Origin of the sequence: Burkholderia sp. D-99 (assembly GCF_011605345.1) — a bacterium.
Lineage (GTDB): Bacteria > Pseudomonadota > Gammaproteobacteria > Burkholderiales > Burkholderiaceae > Burkholderia.
In genome coordinates this window covers 205,753-220,487 of sequence record NZ_JAAOXM010000008.1, presented here as the reverse complement: position 1 = coordinate 220,487, position 14,735 = coordinate 205,753, and the positions used below count along the sequence as shown (strand labels likewise).

15 protein-coding genes are annotated in these 14,735 nt (G+C 68.0%); 5 read left to right on the top strand and 10 right to left on the bottom strand.

Annotated features, from left to right (window positions below; all coding sequences use genetic code 11):
• Positions 1 to 135: 135 nt before the first annotated feature.
• Together HAV18_RS26370 and ftrA are read right to left on the bottom strand one after the other, a co-directional pair.
• Complete coding sequence (locus HAV18_RS26370) at positions 136 to 2,562, bottom strand: DKNYY domain-containing protein (protein ID WP_166961926.1); 2,427 nt, start codon at positions 2,560 to 2,562, stop codon at positions 136 to 138.
• Between the two features lie 91 nt (positions 2,563 to 2,653).
• Positions 2,654 to 3,628 carry a transcriptional regulator FtrA gene (ftrA, locus tag HAV18_RS26365; protein ID WP_166961923.1) on the bottom strand — a complete coding sequence of 325 codons (975 nt, stop codon included), beginning with the start codon at positions 3,626 to 3,628 and terminating at the stop codon, positions 2,654 to 2,656.
• A gap of 111 nt (positions 3,629 to 3,739) precedes the next feature.
• Here ftrA and HAV18_RS26360 point away from each other — a divergent pair, with 111 nt between their 5' ends.
• Positions 3,740 to 4,159 carry a rhodanese-like domain-containing protein gene (locus HAV18_RS26360; RefSeq protein ID WP_166961920.1) on the top strand — a complete coding sequence of 140 codons (420 nt, stop codon included), beginning with the start codon at positions 3,740 to 3,742 and terminating at the stop codon, positions 4,157 to 4,159.
• A 101-nt stretch (positions 4,160 to 4,260) separates the two neighbouring features.
• Positions 4,261 to 4,587, top strand: coding sequence for a superinfection immunity protein (locus tag HAV18_RS26355; RefSeq protein WP_166961917.1), 327 nt, complete (start codon positions 4,261 to 4,263; stop codon positions 4,585 to 4,587).
• Between the two features lie 15 nt (positions 4,588 to 4,602).
• Here the strand turns inward: HAV18_RS26355 and HAV18_RS26350 are convergent, their stop codons facing one another.
• From HAV18_RS26350 to HAV18_RS26320, 7 genes are all read right to left on the bottom strand, one after another.
• Positions 4,603 to 5,784, bottom strand: a complete 1,182-nt coding sequence (locus HAV18_RS26350; protein ID WP_166961914.1) for a cytochrome P450 — start codon at positions 5,782 to 5,784, stop codon at positions 4,603 to 4,605.
• A 101-nt stretch (positions 5,785 to 5,885) separates the two neighbouring features.
• Positions 5,886 to 6,152: a YodC family protein gene (locus tag HAV18_RS26345; protein ID WP_011354382.1), complete on the bottom strand. Its 267-nt coding sequence runs from the start codon at positions 6,150 to 6,152 to the stop codon at positions 5,886 to 5,888.
• 335 nt (positions 6,153 to 6,487) lie between these two features.
• The gene (locus tag HAV18_RS26340; protein WP_166961911.1) at positions 6,488 to 7,348 is read right to left on the bottom strand and encodes an isocitrate lyase/phosphoenolpyruvate mutase family protein; all 861 of its coding nucleotides are present in this window, start codon (positions 7,346 to 7,348) and stop codon (positions 6,488 to 6,490) included.
• A 171-nt stretch (positions 7,349 to 7,519) separates the two neighbouring features.
• A complete protein-coding gene (locus HAV18_RS26335) occupies positions 7,520 to 9,187 on the bottom strand; it encodes an ankyrin repeat domain-containing protein (RefSeq protein ID WP_166961908.1) in 1,668 nt (555 codons plus the stop codon).
• Positions 9,188 to 9,376: 189 nt separating this feature from the next.
• Positions 9,377 to 9,802: an N-acetyltransferase gene (locus HAV18_RS26330; RefSeq protein ID WP_166961906.1), complete on the bottom strand. Its 426-nt coding sequence runs from the start codon at positions 9,800 to 9,802 to the stop codon at positions 9,377 to 9,379.
• A 55-nt stretch (positions 9,803 to 9,857) separates the two neighbouring features.
• A complete protein-coding gene (locus HAV18_RS26325) occupies positions 9,858 to 10,718 on the bottom strand; it encodes a MurR/RpiR family transcriptional regulator (protein WP_166961904.1) in 861 nt (286 codons plus the stop codon).
• Positions 10,719 to 10,773: 55 nt separating this feature from the next.
• Positions 10,774 to 11,127: a YgiW/YdeI family stress tolerance OB fold protein gene (locus HAV18_RS26320; protein ID WP_166961901.1), complete on the bottom strand. Its 354-nt coding sequence runs from the start codon at positions 11,125 to 11,127 to the stop codon at positions 10,774 to 10,776.
• Between the two features lie 232 nt (positions 11,128 to 11,359).
• Between HAV18_RS26320 and HAV18_RS26315 the strand changes: the two genes are divergently transcribed.
• Together HAV18_RS26315 and HAV18_RS26310 are read left to right on the top strand one after the other, a co-directional pair.
• Complete coding sequence (locus HAV18_RS26315) at positions 11,360 to 12,022, top strand: response regulator (RefSeq protein WP_021159887.1); 663 nt, start codon at positions 11,360 to 11,362, stop codon at positions 12,020 to 12,022.
• Complete coding sequence (locus HAV18_RS26310; protein WP_166961899.1) at positions 12,019 to 13,395, top strand: ATP-binding protein; 1,377 nt, start codon at positions 12,019 to 12,021, stop codon at positions 13,393 to 13,395. Before HAV18_RS26315 ends, HAV18_RS26310 begins: the two co-directional genes overlap by 4 nt.
• 193 nt (positions 13,396 to 13,588) lie before the next feature.
• Here HAV18_RS26310 and HAV18_RS26305 read toward each other — a convergent pair whose 3' ends face one another.
• Positions 13,589 to 14,206, bottom strand: a complete 618-nt coding sequence (locus HAV18_RS26305) for a hypothetical protein (protein WP_166961896.1) — start codon at positions 14,204 to 14,206, stop codon at positions 13,589 to 13,591.
• Positions 14,207 to 14,271: 65 nt separating this feature from the next.
• Between HAV18_RS26305 and HAV18_RS26300 the strand changes: the two genes are divergently transcribed.
• Positions 14,272 to 14,718 (top strand): MarR family winged helix-turn-helix transcriptional regulator, encoded by a 447-nt coding sequence (locus HAV18_RS26300; protein ID WP_166961894.1) that lies wholly within the window; start codon positions 14,272 to 14,274, stop codon positions 14,716 to 14,718.
• Positions 14,719 to 14,735 lie beyond the last annotated feature (17 nt).

The following is a 14,735-nucleotide window of genomic DNA, read 5'->3' as shown; positions in this document are numbered from 1 at the left end:
CTGCGCTGCACCGGCGTCGTCGGGTGGGCCGATGCATTCGCCGTACCGCGGCGCGATCGCGTCGGCTGCGCGCATCGGTTGCGGAATCTCCCGGCGTTCTTCCCGCGAACGACCGACCGCAGCGTTGCGACCGTGTCAGCCCGCGTCCGGCTCGGGCACGCGTGCGGCGGCCTCGATGCGAAACAGCAGCCGGTTGTCGAGCACATCCCAGATGTCGACCTCGCCCCGCCCGCCCATCGGCAGGCCGACAAACACGGGGCGCCCGCCGATCCAGCCGGCCTGGCTCTTGAACCACTTGCGCTCGCACCAGCCGCCACGATGCAACGCGAGCCGCCTGCCGCTGCCGACATCGAACTCACGCAACACGAATTTCGCGTCGCGCGCCAGCACGCGAGCACCGTCGTCGGAAAACGCGCAAGGGAAGCCATTGTCCGCCCCCGGCAATTCGCAATCGGCTTCGCCATCCGTGCGCACCGTCAGCGCCGCATCGCGGGCGAATGCGCGGCGATGCCGGCCCGCGCTCACCGCGAACGGCGCATCCTGGAAACGCAGGTCGGCCATGTCGTAATCGAGCACGTCGAGCGTGCCGCCGTCGGCGAGCGGCACGCGATAGAGCCGGTTGCGGATGCGCACCCACGCTTCGCGCGCGTCGGGAGACAGATGGACCCGTTCCAGATCGTCGTACGGGCCTTCGGCGCGCCAGCACACGTTAGCCGTACCGCTCGCGGCGTCGACCCGGTAGAGCGCCGTGTTGTCCCAGTACGCGACGATCAGCGTCGACAGCGCCGCATCGGCCGATGCGCTCACCGGCACGTTGCGCAGTCTGTCCGTGGCACTCGCGTCCGCTTCGTCCGGCACGAACGGACGCGGCAGTTCGAACGACGCGACCACCCGCCGTTGCGCAAGATCCCAGATGTCGCAGAATCCTTCTCCGGCCACGACCAGGCGCACGTCACCTGTCTCGTCGCGCGTCCATTCGAGCACGCACGCACGCCGGGCCGCAACCGCCCCGGCAAGCGGCGACCGCGACGCGTCATGCGCCGATACCGATTCATGCACCGGGGCGGCTTCGGCCTGCGCGCCCGCTTCCGGCGCCACGTAATCCGGCGGCACGTAGTCGGGCATCGGCGTTCGATTCCGGGCGCGCCACGCAGCCAGCCACGCCTGATAGGCATATCGACGGCGGCCGTCCGTGCCGAGATCGGGCTGTTCGAGGCGAAAGCCGGCCGGCTCGACGCCCGGCAGCGGCACGAGTTCGGCGCCGTTGCAATAGACGTAGACCCGCGCACGATCCCGTGCGAAATACTCGGACAGGAACGCGAGCGTCGCCCCATCGACACCGCGCCGATACGGCTGGTTGTCGTGCAGCAACCGCCCCTCACCGTCACGCAGGAAGCCGGGCCCGATGAATTCCGCGGTCGCGCCATCGAACCGGGCCTTCACTTCCTTGCCGAAATAGAACAACCGCGCGCCATCGCGCAGATAGTAGTCGCCGACGACTTCGATCCGGGCGGGGTCGATACCGCGCTTGCGGACCAGCATGCACAGCACGCCATTGCGATCCTTCGCGTAGGTATCGTTCAGGACTTCGAATGTCTCACCGTCGACCTTCGCGGCTTCCGAATGACCGCGCCACTGCTTCCGATAGCAATGGTCGCCGGCCTGATACCACGGCCCGGCCAGATGTCGCCACCGGGCAGGGTCGCCCGGAAGCGGGCCGCCGTCGAGAAAGCCCTTGTGGTACGTCGCGTATGAGTAGAGTCGCGACCGATCGGCGATGAACGAGTCGCCGAGCCACCGGACCGTCGCCGCATCCGGTTCGAGCAGCGGCAAGTCGTGCAGGTACACCTTGTTGCCGACTACCCGGTACCCGCCGCCAAGTTCTTTCGCCGGCGTGTCTGCGGCAGCCTGTCCAGCCAGCGTGTGCCACCAGTAGCCTTGCAGTTCGGGATGCGCGGCAAAAAACGGTGACCAGTCGCGCTCCCACTTCTCGCGCGAGCCGGGATCGGCCGCGTGCCCGTAACGGTACGGCCGCGCCCGGTCGGTCGCGAGATCCTGTGCCACTTCATCCGCGCTGACGAAGCTCGCCGCATCGGCGCCTTCGAGCTCCCGTCCGCCATACCAGACCCGCTGCGCATCGACCAGATACGCGCCGACCCAACGCAGCGTCGCGGGATCCGCACCGCGCATGCGCTTGCCGTAGTGATACAGGTAGCGGTCGTCGTGCCCCCATGCATCGTTCAGCAACCGGAAGCGCGCGGGCGACGCGCCGGCGAGCTTGCGATTCTGGAAGTAGACATGGTTCGCGTCGACGGCATGCGATTCGTCCAGCCGTCGAAACGTCGCGGCGTCGACGTCGAGCACGGTGAAGCGCAACCACGTGAACGTGCACGCATAGGCACGCACGCCGTCCGTCGCCAGATACTGGGACAACGGTCGGAAGCCGTCGATCACGATGCCTTCGATGAGGTTGCCGGCGCGGTCCCGCAACGGGCCGTCATGGCAATACACGTGCGCGTCATCGCGCATGAAGCCGAATCCGAGGTTCTCTCTGAGTGTCATGTTGTTGGTTTATTCCGCTTTCGTCCGGAATGCCCCGGCCAGGCGATACGCCGCCGGGTACGAAAGCCGCCACCGTGCGGATGCGCGGCGCTCAAGCGTCCTGCGATCTTACGCCACGATCCATCCCGCGCCGATACGCGGCCGGGCTCGTCGCCGCGACGCGCCGGAAATGCCGGCGCAGCGACTCCTCCGAACCGAACCCGGCGCGCGCCGCGACCTGCGCGAGCGACAGCGCGGGATGCGCTTCGAGCATGTCCTTCGCGACGTTCACGCGTTCGCGGATCAGCCACGCGAGCGGCGACATTCCCGTCGCGTCCGCGAACTGACGCTGCAGCGTGCGCGTGCTCATCGCGGCCTGCGCGGCGAGCGACGCAAGCGTGTGCGGCTCGGCCGCGTGCGCACGCATCCAGTCGATCAGCTTCGCGAGCCGGTCGGTGCCGCCCGGCGCGACCGGGCGCGGCACGAACTGCGCCTGCCCGCCGTCGCGATGCGGCGGCAGCACGAGACGCTGCGCGACCCGGTTCGCGATCGCACCGCCGTGATCGCGGCGCACGAGATGCAGCAGCATGTCGAGACCCGCCGCCGATCCCGCCGAGGTGATCACCTGCCCTTCGTCGACGTAAAGCGCATCGGGATTCACGCGCAGCGCGGGATAACGCGCCTGCAGTTTCTCCGCATAGCGCCAGTGGGTCGTCACCGTGAGGCCGTCGAGCACGCCGGCCGCGGCCAGCACGAACACGCCCGAGCAGATCGAGCAGAGCCGTGCGCCGCGGCGATGCGCGGCCCGCAGTTTCTTCAGCAACGGCTCCGGCGGCGGTTCGTCCGGATCGCGCCAGCCGGGAATCACGATGGTATCGGCGCGATCGAGCGTCGCGAGCCGATAAGGCGCGGCGACCGTGATGCCGCCCGCCGCGCGCACGGGCCCCGGCTCGCTCGCGCAGACCGCGAAGCGATACCAGTCGACTCCGAGTTCGGGGCGTTCGAGCGCGAACAGTTCGACCACGCAGCCGAACTCGAAGGTGCAGAGGCGATCGTAGGCGAGCGCGACGACGAGATGATTGTGCATGGCGCGATGTTACCGGAACTTGTCGATCGCGCCACTGCCGCGACGGCCGCCAAACCGCGATACTGCCCTTCATTCCATCGTGTTCTGCGCAACCTTCAGGAGAACCTGCTCATGTCCTACGTCACCGACGTGCCCGCCGCCGACAGCCCCGCCGCCCTCGCGCATTTCGAGGCGTCGCTGCGATTCGAGACCGATTGCTGGGACGTGCACCACGCGCTCGCGTCGGGTGCGCCCGATTTCGTGCTGCTCGACGTGCGCGGCCCCGACCAATTCGCCGCCGGCCACGTACCCGGCGCGCGCAACCTGCCGCGCCGCAAGATCATCGAGAGCAAGCTCGCCGGCTATCCGGCCGGCACGCTGTTCGTCGTCTACTGCGCGGGCCCGCACTGCAACGGCGCCGCGCGCGCAGCGATCCAGCTCGCGCGCCTCGGCCGGCCGGTCAAGCTGATGATCGGCGGCGTGACGGGCTGGCTCGACGAAGGTTTCGCGCTGAGCAACGAAGTGCAGCCGGCGAACGCCGAGGCCAGTTGATCGTCATTAAAATCGCAACAATCAATTGCCTGAGCACGGCCTGCACGCGAACGGAAAAAGCGCGACAATCGGCTCCATTGCAGTTCGGATGGAGCAGCAACATGCAGAACGCAGTCCTGATTCAAGTGGCCGGTTCCGTGGCCGCGATCGCGATCTATTTTCTGCCGGCGGTCATTGCCGACCGGCGTGGCCGGCACGACAAGCTGACGGTCGCGATGTTCAACGCGCTGTTCGGGTGGACCGGCATCGGCTGGCTGATGACGCTGTACTGGGCTTGCCAGCCGAACCCGCGCGCCGATGTCGCGCAGACGATCCTCGCCAAGCGCCGCGGCGTCAGCATGCGGACCTTTTCGACCGGTCTCGTCGAACGCGTGCAGCGCCGCGTTGCCGCCCAGGAGCAATGGGCGGAAAAGCAAGGCTGCCGTTAAGTCCCTCTTTCCCGCTCACGCCGCTGCGTCGAACTTCGGCATCCTGACGTTGGTCGACGCGCGGTAATGCCACGCGAGCCCGTCGTGCCGCGGCCCGCCGCCCGCATGCAGCCACGCGCCGAACGCCCCCGTTGTCACTGCCCGCGCGATCCGCTCGCCCGGGCAGCCATGCGGCCCCGTGCCGAAACCGAAATTCGGCCCGGCTACGCGGCCGGGCATCAGCCGGTGCGGATCCTGATGCACGGCCGGGTCGCGATTCGCCGCGGCGAGCACGACGAGGATCGCGTCGCCGGCTTCGACGGTCACGCCTTCGATCGTCGTGCGCGATGCGACGAAGCGGCGCGTGTTCTGCACCGGCGAATCGAAGCGACCGACTTCGGCAACGAACGCGTCGAGCGCGGCATCGTCCGGCACGACGCGCGCGGCGCCCGCTTCCGGGCCCGTTTCCCCGTTCCACGCCACCAGCGCATTGCCGAGCCACGCGGCGGTTGCCTCGCAGGTCTGCGACAGCAGCCCGACGAGATTCGCGACCAGCGCGCCGCCCGCCTGCCAGCCCGACGCACGGGCCGCCTGCTGCACCGCGGCGACGAGCGTGCCGTCGTGCGCATGCGTCTGCGCGACGCGCTCCGTCATCCGGTCGAGCAACTGCCGCGCGGCGTCGCTCGCGCGGGCCAGTGCCGCGGCATCGGACAGCGGCGACAGCGCCGCGACAAAGTCGACGACCTGCGCCGCAATCGCGTCGAGCTGCGTCTCGTCGAAGCCGAGCAGATCGGCTACCGCGCAGACGGGCACCGTCATGCACCACGTGTTCAGCGCGCCGGCATCGCCCGGCGCCGGCAAGCGCCGCTCGGCAAGCTGCGTGGCACGCTCATGCAGTGCAGCCGTGTCGATCGGCGCGAACGCCGTGCGCAGCGCCTGCTTCGGCACGTCGTGCCGCAACGCGCCGTCGTTCATGCGCACCAGCTCGCCGAACAGCGCGCCGGCCGTCGTGCCGCGCAATGCGGGTGGCACGGGTGCGTCCAGCGGGCGCACGCGGCAGGCCGGATGGCCGAGCACGGCCGTCACGGCGGCCGCACGGCTCGCGACCCACAGGCCGAGCGTGGCGTCGAACGCGAGCGGCGGCCCGTCGACGAGCGTCGCATAGTAGGGATAGGGATCGCGGTGCGTGACCGCTGCGATGGGATCGGTCGGGTTCATGCGGACAGTATCGGCGCCGCATGCCTCCGCATGTTTCGGGCTGGTGTGAAATGTCGCGGAACGGGCGCCGCGTGCAGCCGCATCGCGACGTCAGGTGAATGTCAGGCGGCCGACCGGTAGCGATGCGACTGCATGCGCATGCGTACGCGCCCGGCCGAAATCGCGCGCGGCTCGGGCACCACCGTGTCGTGAGGGAACATTTCCTGCCGGAATTCGCCGTTTTCGTCGAACCACTGGCAGATCAGCCAGTCGCCGTCGTCGAATACGACCGGCCCGGCATAGGTCACGGTCATGCGCGGCCCGCCCGTCTTCAGCGTCACGACATCGCCGACTCGAAACCTGACGCGTTGATTTTCTCGGTTCGTCATCGCTCTCTCAGCATTTTATATATCGATATTCCCGGCGGCCCACCAACCGTTCATTCGAACGTGCCGCAGATTATCAATCAAAAATCCGGCCGGCAACTCCCCTTTTTAAAAATGTACTGACCGGGAAAATGCAACAATGCGCGGCATCGACGCGCGTGGCGGGCACCGGTCACCCGAACCGGCGCAGCTTGCGCGCCGGACCCGGGCGATCGGGCGGAATGCGGAGAATAGACGATGTATTTTGCGTCGTCACCGACGTTTAATTCTGACGCGGAATCGGTTGATTATTGTCAATTAAAATTTCAACTGGGAACGATCCCACGATTTAATTACGCTCATTCCTCGAATAAAACCGGTGAATTATCCGGCGACGCAAACCAGCGGTTGATATCGCGCCCGGGCACGGCAGCTTGCGTAAACGTAAACGTGCCGTCCTGCGCCATCTCCTGCGCGGCGCGCAGGAACGCGCCGAGCGCGGCCCGCGCCAGTGCGCCGCCGACACTCACGCGCTTCACGCCGAGCGCCGCCAGCGCATCGAGGCTCAGTAACCCGCCCTGCAGCCCCATCACGACGTTCACCGGAGCGCCGACCGCCCGCGTCACCGCCGCGATTTCGTCCGCATCGGTGATGCCCGGCGCATACAGCACGTCGGCGCCCGCGTCGCGATAGGCGACGAGCCGCGCGATCGTGTCGGCGAGGTCGTGGCGGCCGTGCAGGTAGTTTTCGCAGCGTGCGGTCAGCGTGAACGGAAACGGCAGTGCGCGCGCCGCGTCGACGGCCGCCGCGATGCGCTCGATCGCCGCTTCGCGCGCGTAGATCGGCGCGTCGGCGCGGCCCGTCGCATCCTCGATCGAGCCGCCGACCGCGCCGGCCTCGGCCGCGAGCCGGATCGTCTCGGCCACCGTGTCGGGCGAATCGCCGAAGCCGTTCTCGAGATCGGCGCTCACGGGCAGGCCGCCCGCGGCGGCGATCTCGGCGATGTGATCGAGCATCTCGTCGCGGTCGATCGCATAGTCGGGCCGGCCTTTCGAAAACGCGTAGCCGGCGCTCGTGGTCGCGAGCGCCTCGAAGCCGGCCATCGCGAGCAGGCGCGCGGTGCCGGCGTCCCACGGGTTCGGGATGATGAAGGCGCCGGCTCGTGCGTGCAGTGCGCGGAAGGCTTCGGCTTGGCGGGCTTGAAGATCGGAACGGGTCATCGCGGGCTCCAGGAGGAAGTTGACGGCTGAGCTTACGCCGGTCGTGCACACGACGTTTCAGCGTTCACCAAAATGTCGCCGCGCGACAGGAAAAACCCGGTGCGCCGATTCCGCACCGGCAGCCGGCAACGAGCGGGCCGGCGCCGCCGCCCGTCCGTTGCCGGCCCGCGGTCACGGTGCTGCGGGTGGCCCGCCGTCGATGCCGAGCAGCACGTCGGTGACGGCTTCGGAGAAACGCATCGCACGACCGTCGATCAGCACGCCGTCTGGATTCGACGGATCCCGCGCGGCTTGCGGCACGCCGTGCGCGAGCAGCACCCGCGCGCAAGCCTCCCAGTCGGCAGCACCGACATGCTCCGGTTCGTTGACGGATGCCCAGGACAAGGTGCCGAGCGCGTCGCTCCCGAACCCGTGCATGTCGCGCCAGCTCGCGCCGTGCGCGAGCAGGAACGCCAGCAAGCCCGCATCGCCGCGAAACACCGCGTGATTCAGCGCGCTCGCGTCCCAGTCGCCGCCCCGCGCCGCGATCGGCCAGCCCAGTTCGACCATGACCTTCACCGCGTCGCCCGAACCCCATGCGGCGGCATCCGGCAGCAGCCGCAGCCGCTCGCCGGGCAGCGCGCGGGGCAGTTCGGGATGCCGCGCCTGGATGCGCCGTGCATCGTCGGCATCGGCGCGCGCGCAGGCCGCCACGAACGCGTCCTCCGCGTCGAGCGTCTCATCCGCGCCCGCCCCACGCAACAACGCCGCGACATCGGGCAGCCCGGTCTGCATCGCCAGCCGGTACGCACTGACACCAGCCGGGGTCCGCGCGCCGGGATCGGCGCCGGCCGCCAGCAGCGCGGCGACGTGACGCGCCGAGCAGCGCACGCCGATCGCCCGCAACAACGGCGCGCCCCAGGTCTGCGCGAGCCCCGCGCCGGGCGGCTCGTTCGGGTCGCCGCCATGCGCGAGCAGCAGTTCGAGCGCGTCCGCGTCGCGCATGTCGAATGCGCGCCGCAACGCATTCGTCCCGCCCACCCGCGCGCCGTGTTCGAGCAACAGGCGCGTACAGGCCGGATTTTCCAACGAGTGATACAGCGATTCGCCGTCGTTCGGGTCGGCGCCGGCTTCCAGCAGCATCGCGGTGAGAGCCGGATCGCGATTGACGCCCGCGGCGCCGTACAGCGCCGACAGCGGCCCCGCTTCGTCGGGCGCGGCGAGCGAGGCCGGCGGAAACCGGTTGCCGATCCGCTGGTTCGGATCGGCGCCGGCATCGAGCAGATGACGCGCGCAGGCGCGCAGCCTGGCGGCAAACTCGGGAATCTGCCCGAGCCGCGAATGCGTGACGGCGACCAGCGGCGGCAGCTTCAGCACGCCGCCGGCACGCGCGATCCATCCGGGATCGGCGGCCAGCGCCGCCTTCACGGCGTCGAGGTCGCCGGCCGCGCATGCGACGGTCGGATCGCCTGTAATGAGATCGGGCCGGTCGAGCAGCAGTTGCGCGGCGACGCGCGGCCGGGCCGCGTCGAAACCGCCGGTCACGTCGCCGCCGTACGCGAGGTCGAGCCAGCGCCGGATCAACTGCGACCGCTGTTGCCCCGCAAGCGCATGCGTTTCGACGAATGCGCCGAGATCGGCCCAGGATGCGAAACCGTACTCGCGCGCAATGCAGGACTGCGCGTCGTGCAACCGGAGCCCGAGCGCGAGCGCTTCGTCGTGTGTGCGGTTCGCGGCGGCGGGGAGAAACCGGACAAAGCGCGCGACGGCATCGGCGTCACCCTGCCGGTACAGGCGCAACAATGCCTTGGCCTGCTTTTTCAGATGATCGGAATTGGCCTTGGGAGGCAGCTTTTTCATGCGAATCCTCGTGCAGTTATGGCCGAAGGTCCGCAATACCGCCAGCACAAAGGACAGGAGGAAGACTCGATTTGCTGCGACAGGTGGGTTCAACCCTTTCCGCGGACCCGGAAGCGACCTGCATCGCTGACCGGTATCCTAGGCGACGGCCGGCGACCTCGTCAACCGTGCCGTTCCATGCGGCGGTGCTCAGCCCGCGAGCCGCTTCGTCAGGAAAATGCGCGTGTGCCCGACCGGATAGTCCGGCAGCTCGCCGAAGCGGACATAGCCGCGTTTCTCGTAGAACGGCCGCGCCTGGAAGTCGAACGTGTCGAGCCACGCGCCGTGGCATCCGCGCGCGACGGCTTCCGCCTCGGCCAGATCCATGATGCGCGTGCCCGCGCCCTGGCCGCGCGCGGCCTCCGGCACCACGAGCAGGTCGACATGCAGCCAGCCGTACGCGGTGCTGCCCCACAGGCCACCGACCACCGCACCTTCACCATCGGTCACGACCACGGCCAGCGAACGGAAGTCGTTCGGGCCCGCCTGGCTTTCGTTGAATCGGATGAGCGGCGCGACGATCTGCTTGCGAACGTTCGCGTCGCCCGCGTCGGTCACCTCGTATGTGAACGTCATCGGTCGAGTCCGGTTGAATCGTGAATGAGGAACGGTTGAAGCCGCACGTCCCGCGTCAGACGACGTAAGCGCCCTTCGCGTGCAGTTCCGCTTCCGTGCGCTCGAGCGCGGCGATCGCATCGCTGCCTTCAAGCGCCAGCAATTGCGCGACCAGCGCTTCGGCCATCGCGTGCGCGGCCACCAGCGACGGGAAGAACGACGGGCTGTCGTGCGTGAAGATCAGTTGCGCATCCGCGTGCAGCGCGATCGGCGACACCGCGCTGTCGGTGATCGCGACGATCCGGCTGCCCTGCGCCTTCGCAGCCTGCGCAACGCGCGTCGCTTCCGCCGAATACGGGGCGAAGCTGACGACGACGGTCACGCTCTGCTTCGCGATCGTCCGCAGCTCCATTTCGAGCGAGCCGGCAACGCCGTTGAGCAGCGACACGGTCGGGCGGAACAGCCGGTAGCCGTACACGAAGCCGAACGCGACCGGGTAGCACGAACGAAACCCCGCGACGTGCACATGCGACGCCTTACGGATCAGTTTCGCGGCATCGGCGAGCGCGTGCTCGTTCTGCGCGGCGGTGGCCTGCAGGTTGTGCTGTTGCGCGGCGAGCAGGTCGTGCGCGAGCGACGCCTTGGCGTCGGGCCGCACGAGCGAGCGTGCCCGCTGCGTGAGCGGCTCGGGGCGCGTGCGCACACGCGCGACGCACAGGTCGCGCAGCTCGTTCCAGCCGGGGAAGCCGAATTGCTGCGCGAGCCGCACGAGCGACGCGGGCTGCACCTGCGCGCGCTGTGCGACCTTGCGCATCGACGAGGTGGCGACTTCGTCGGGATGATCGAGCAGGAAGGCAGCGCCCGCCTGGAATTGCGGGCTCAGCTCGGAAAATTGCGCCCGGATCCGGGACGCGAGTTCGTCGAAATTGGCGGCCATCTTGGTGGGAACGGGAACCGGTCGTCCATGGTATCACCGGCCCCGCGCGCACCGGTCAGCGCAGCACTTCGACGTGATCGGCGTCGACCTTCACGCTGCCCGACCACTTGCGCTCGAATTCGCCGGTCACCTTCACGTCGTTCTTGTCGTTGACGGGCTGGCCGGCCGCCCACAGCTTGTGGTCGATCTCGACGCGGATCGTGCCCGTCGCATCGGCGAATTCGTAATCCTCGCCGCCGACATGCTTGACGATGCGCCCCTGCAACTGCACGTGCTGGTCGTCCTTGCCGTTCGCGAGCAGGTCCTTCACGGTCGTCGTGGTCAGCGTGGACGGGCCGGTGTATTCCGCGTAAACGGCGGCAGGCAGCACGGCGAGTGCAACCGCCAGGATTCTCGTCAGGTGTTTCATGGTCTTGTTCCTCCGATTTTGGTCGTGTGCCGCGCTCCGTTTGAACGCGACGGCCCGAGATTACGGAGCGTAAGATTAAGCAAACCTGAAGATCGACCCGAAGCGGCGCGTGGTCGCATCGATCCGGTGCGCCAACGCATCGAGGCGCCCGTGTTTAAGCTCCCGCTAAGGCACGCGCGCTTATCATGGGAACCCCGGGCGCCGTAGCGCCCCGTTGAAGAGACACGAATCCATGCGCGTACTGCTCGTCGAGGACGATCCGCTGATCGGCAGCGGGCTCGAACAGGGCCTCAAACAGGAAGGCTTCGCGGTCGACTGGGTGAAGGACGGCGACGCCGCGTCGCTCGCGTTGCGCGCGACCGGCTACGGCCTGCTGCTGCTCGATCTCGGGCTGCCGAACCGCGACGGCCTGTCGGTGCTCGCCGCGCTGCGCCGCCGCGACGAAAACCTGCCCGCGATCATCATCACCGCGCGCGACGGCGTGCCCGACCGCATCGCGGGCCTCGACAGCGGCGCGGACGACTATCTCGTCAAACCGTTCGAGCTCGACGAGCTGCTCGCCCGCATCCGCGCGGTCAACCGCCGCCACGCGGGCCGCGCGCAGACGACGCTCGCGATCGGCCCGCTGCGGCTCGACCCCGTCAAGCACCTTGTCTGGCTCGGCGACGACGAAGTCACGCTGTCGCCGAAGGAGTTCGTGCTGCTACACGAGCTGATGCGCGACCCCGGCGCGGTGATTTCGCGCGAACAGTTCGAGGAGCGGCTGTACAGCTGGGGCGAGGAAATCGAAAGCAACGCCGTGCAGGTGCACATCCACAACCTGCGCAAGAAACTCGGCCACGACATGATCCGCACGGTGCGCGGCGTCGGCTACCGGATCGGTGACGGCGCATGACGCGTGTGCAACAAGCCGTCGCGCGCTGGCGCAACGCGTCGCTGCGGCGGCGCCTGCTGATGTGGCTGCTCCCGGCCGCGTGCGTGATCGGCCTCGTCGCGAGTGCCGGCACCTACTGGGGCGCGTTGCGCGAGCTCGACGACCTGCTCGACGACCAGATGCGCAGCATGTCGAGGCAGATCGTCGTCGGCCCGAACGGCGAGCTGTCGTTCAGCAACCACGCCAACGGCAAGCACGGTTTCGAGGCGAGCGACCCCGACGCAGTGCTGCTGCAGGTCTGGCGCAACGGCACGCTCGTGTATTCGACCGACCGCGATTCGAACCTGCCGCCGCCCGCGCAGAAAGGCATCGCGAGCGTCGACGTCGGCGGCCAGCCCTGGCGCACCTATGTGACCGAACGCGGCGGCACGACGATCCGGCTCGCGCAGGCGCGCCATGCGCGATGGGAAGCGATCGCGGGCATCGCCGTGCACCTGCTGTGGCCCGTGTTCTCGATGCTGCCGCTGCTCGCGATCGGCCTGTGGTTCGGCATCGGCGCGGGGTTGCGGCCGCTGCGCACGATTGCATCCGGCCTCAAACGCAGGAATGCGAACAATCTCGAGCCGGTCGACGTCGGCTCGATGCCGAACGAAGTCCGTCCGCTCGCCGAAGCGATCAACGACCTGCTCGCGCGCCTCGACCGCTCGTTCACGCTGCAGCGGCACTTCATCGCCGATGCCGCGCACGAATTGCGCACGCCGATCATGGGCTTGTCGATCCAGTCGCAGTTGCTGCGGCGCGCGTCGACCGCCGAGGAACGCGAGCACATCCTCGCGCAGATCCATGCCGGCACGACGCGCCTCGGCCACCTCGCCGAGCAGTTGCTGACGCTCGCGCGCCTCGAACCCGATGCGCAGGCGGCCGCCTCCGCGTCGGCGCCCGTCGATCTCGCCGCGCTGTGCCGGTCGGTGGTATCGGATCGGACGCGCGTCGCCGACGCGCACCGGATCGATCTCGGCGCGATCGTGTCGACGCCCGTGATGACTTCGGGCAATGCCGACACGCTGCGCGTGCTGCTGAACAACCTCGTCGACAACGCGATCCGCTATGCGGGCGACGGCGCGCGTGTCGACGTGTCCGCGCGGATCGACGGCACGACGCCCGTGCTCGAAGTCGCCGACGACGGCCCCGGGATCCCGGAAGGCGAACGCACCGACGTGTGGGAGCGCTTCTACCGCGGCGAGGGCGCGCAGGCCGTCACGTCGTCGGGCAGCGGGCTGGGGCTGTCGATCGTCAAGCGGATCGCCGAACAGCATCGCGCGACGGTCGCGCTCGGCACGACGCGCGGCGGGCGCGGGCTGACCGTCACGGTGCGTTTTCCGCTGCCGGCCTGACGCCGCGCGACTCACGACTCACGACGCGCGGCTTTTCCACAGATTGTGTTGGCAAGCTTGTGGACAACGTTCCATTAACGGCACCAAGCCATTGATCGGAAAGGGTTTGTCAGGGCTGCGCGGCAAATGCGCCATGCGGCTGCAAACCGATGCGTGATGCACCGCGCCCGGTCGGCCACGCAACCCACCCCGCTCAATTGTCGTCAACGATCTGCTCGACCCGCAGGCCGGTCGAGGTTTCGAGAATGCTGGCGTGATGCTTCGCGCGGCAATACATACGCCCTTTCGGATAGTCATCCGGCTGCGGACGCGTGCGATCCTCGACATGAATGACGACAGTCCCGCCGCTCGGGAAAGCACCGACACGTTCGCCCATGTAATAGAGCTGACCGTTCAACTGGTAATAGCCCTGCCCGAGGTACCAGAACGAGTCCTTTCCCGTTGCGATCGGCTCGTTGCCGAGGTAGATCACGTCGCCCTTCCTGACGATCGGGAAGAACAGCAAGCCGATTTGCGATTCGATGATCGTGTAGTGATTGGCACGGATGTCGTCGATCACCTTGTCGCGAAGTTCGTCACTCAGGTAGGCGCTCTCGCCGAAATACTCGGTGTGACGGTAGGCTGGCTGACAGGCATATGCACTCGTGCCGCATACCGCCGCGATCAACGGCACGGCGATCGTTTTCCAGATCATTCTCACTGATTTCTCTCCAGGTTCCTTATTGTTGGCCTGCAATCCGGCGCGGCAAATGTTACCGGTGCCGGATCGCGTCGCCAGTTTACCTACCCGGCCCCGTTCAGTGACGTGCATTCGTCTAATTGACAACTAGTTGTCTAATACGTAAAGTAGTTGTCAATTCATCACGCGTATCGAACATGACGAAATCCGCGAAGTTGACCGCCGTCGCGCTGTCCGTATTCCGGTTGAACGGCCTGCTGATCGAATGGGGCAACACCTTTTCCGGCCCGCACGGCCTGACCAGCGCGCGCTGGCAGGTACTGGGCGCGATCGCGATGGCACCCGTTGCCCCGAACATCCCGCAGATCGCCGACGCAATGGGCATCACGCGGCAGGCCGTGCTGAAGCAGATCAACGTGCTGACCGACGAAGGGCTGGTCGAGTCGCTACCCAATCCGGCACACAAGCGCTCCCCCTTGTACGCGCTGACGCCTCGCGGCGATGCGGCGTATCAGGCCGTGGTCGAGCAATGGCAACGGCATGTCCGCGACATCGCCGGCGACTTCAGTTCGGCTGACCTGGACGCGGCGATCCGCGTTCTGTCAGCGATGTCCAGCGCGCATGGCGCCGATGCACCGACGTGAGCGCTCAATCACCCCCT

Coding starts and splice junctions, on each gene's coding strand:
- HAV18_RS26370 (WP_166961926.1), bottom strand. CDS start 2,562: ATGACACTCAGAGAGAACCTCGGATTCGGCTTCATGCGCGATGACGCG.
- ftrA (WP_166961923.1), bottom strand. CDS start 3,628: ATGCACAATCATCTCGTCGTCGCGCTCGCCTACGATCGCCTCTGCACC.
- HAV18_RS26360 (WP_166961920.1), top strand. CDS start 3,740: ATGTCCTACGTCACCGACGTGCCCGCCGCCGACAGCCCCGCCGCCCTC.
- HAV18_RS26355 (WP_166961917.1), top strand. CDS start 4,261: ATGCAGAACGCAGTCCTGATTCAAGTGGCCGGTTCCGTGGCCGCGATC.
- HAV18_RS26350 (WP_166961914.1), bottom strand. CDS start 5,784: ATGAACCCGACCGATCCCATCGCAGCGGTCACGCACCGCGATCCCTAT.
- HAV18_RS26345 (WP_011354382.1), bottom strand. CDS start 6,152: ATGACGAACCGAGAAAATCAACGCGTCAGGTTTCGAGTCGGCGATGTC.
- HAV18_RS26340 (WP_166961911.1), bottom strand. CDS start 7,348: ATGACCCGTTCCGATCTTCAAGCCCGCCAAGCCGAAGCCTTCCGCGCA.
- HAV18_RS26335 (WP_166961908.1), bottom strand. CDS start 9,187: ATGAAAAAGCTGCCTCCCAAGGCCAATTCCGATCATCTGAAAAAGCAG.
- HAV18_RS26330 (WP_166961906.1), bottom strand. CDS start 9,802: ATGACGTTCACATACGAGGTGACCGACGCGGGCGACGCGAACGTTCGC.
- HAV18_RS26325 (WP_166961904.1), bottom strand. CDS start 10,718: ATGGCCGCCAATTTCGACGAACTCGCGTCCCGGATCCGGGCGCAATTT.
- HAV18_RS26320 (WP_166961901.1), bottom strand. CDS start 11,127: ATGAAACACCTGACGAGAATCCTGGCGGTTGCACTCGCCGTGCTGCCT.
- HAV18_RS26315 (WP_021159887.1), top strand. CDS start 11,360: ATGCGCGTACTGCTCGTCGAGGACGATCCGCTGATCGGCAGCGGGCTC.
- HAV18_RS26310 (WP_166961899.1), top strand. CDS start 12,019: ATGACGCGTGTGCAACAAGCCGTCGCGCGCTGGCGCAACGCGTCGCTG.
- HAV18_RS26305 (WP_166961896.1), bottom strand. CDS start 14,206: ATGCACGTCACTGAACGGGGCCGGGTAGGTAAACTGGCGACGCGATCC.
- HAV18_RS26300 (WP_166961894.1), top strand. CDS start 14,272: ATGACGAAATCCGCGAAGTTGACCGCCGTCGCGCTGTCCGTATTCCGG.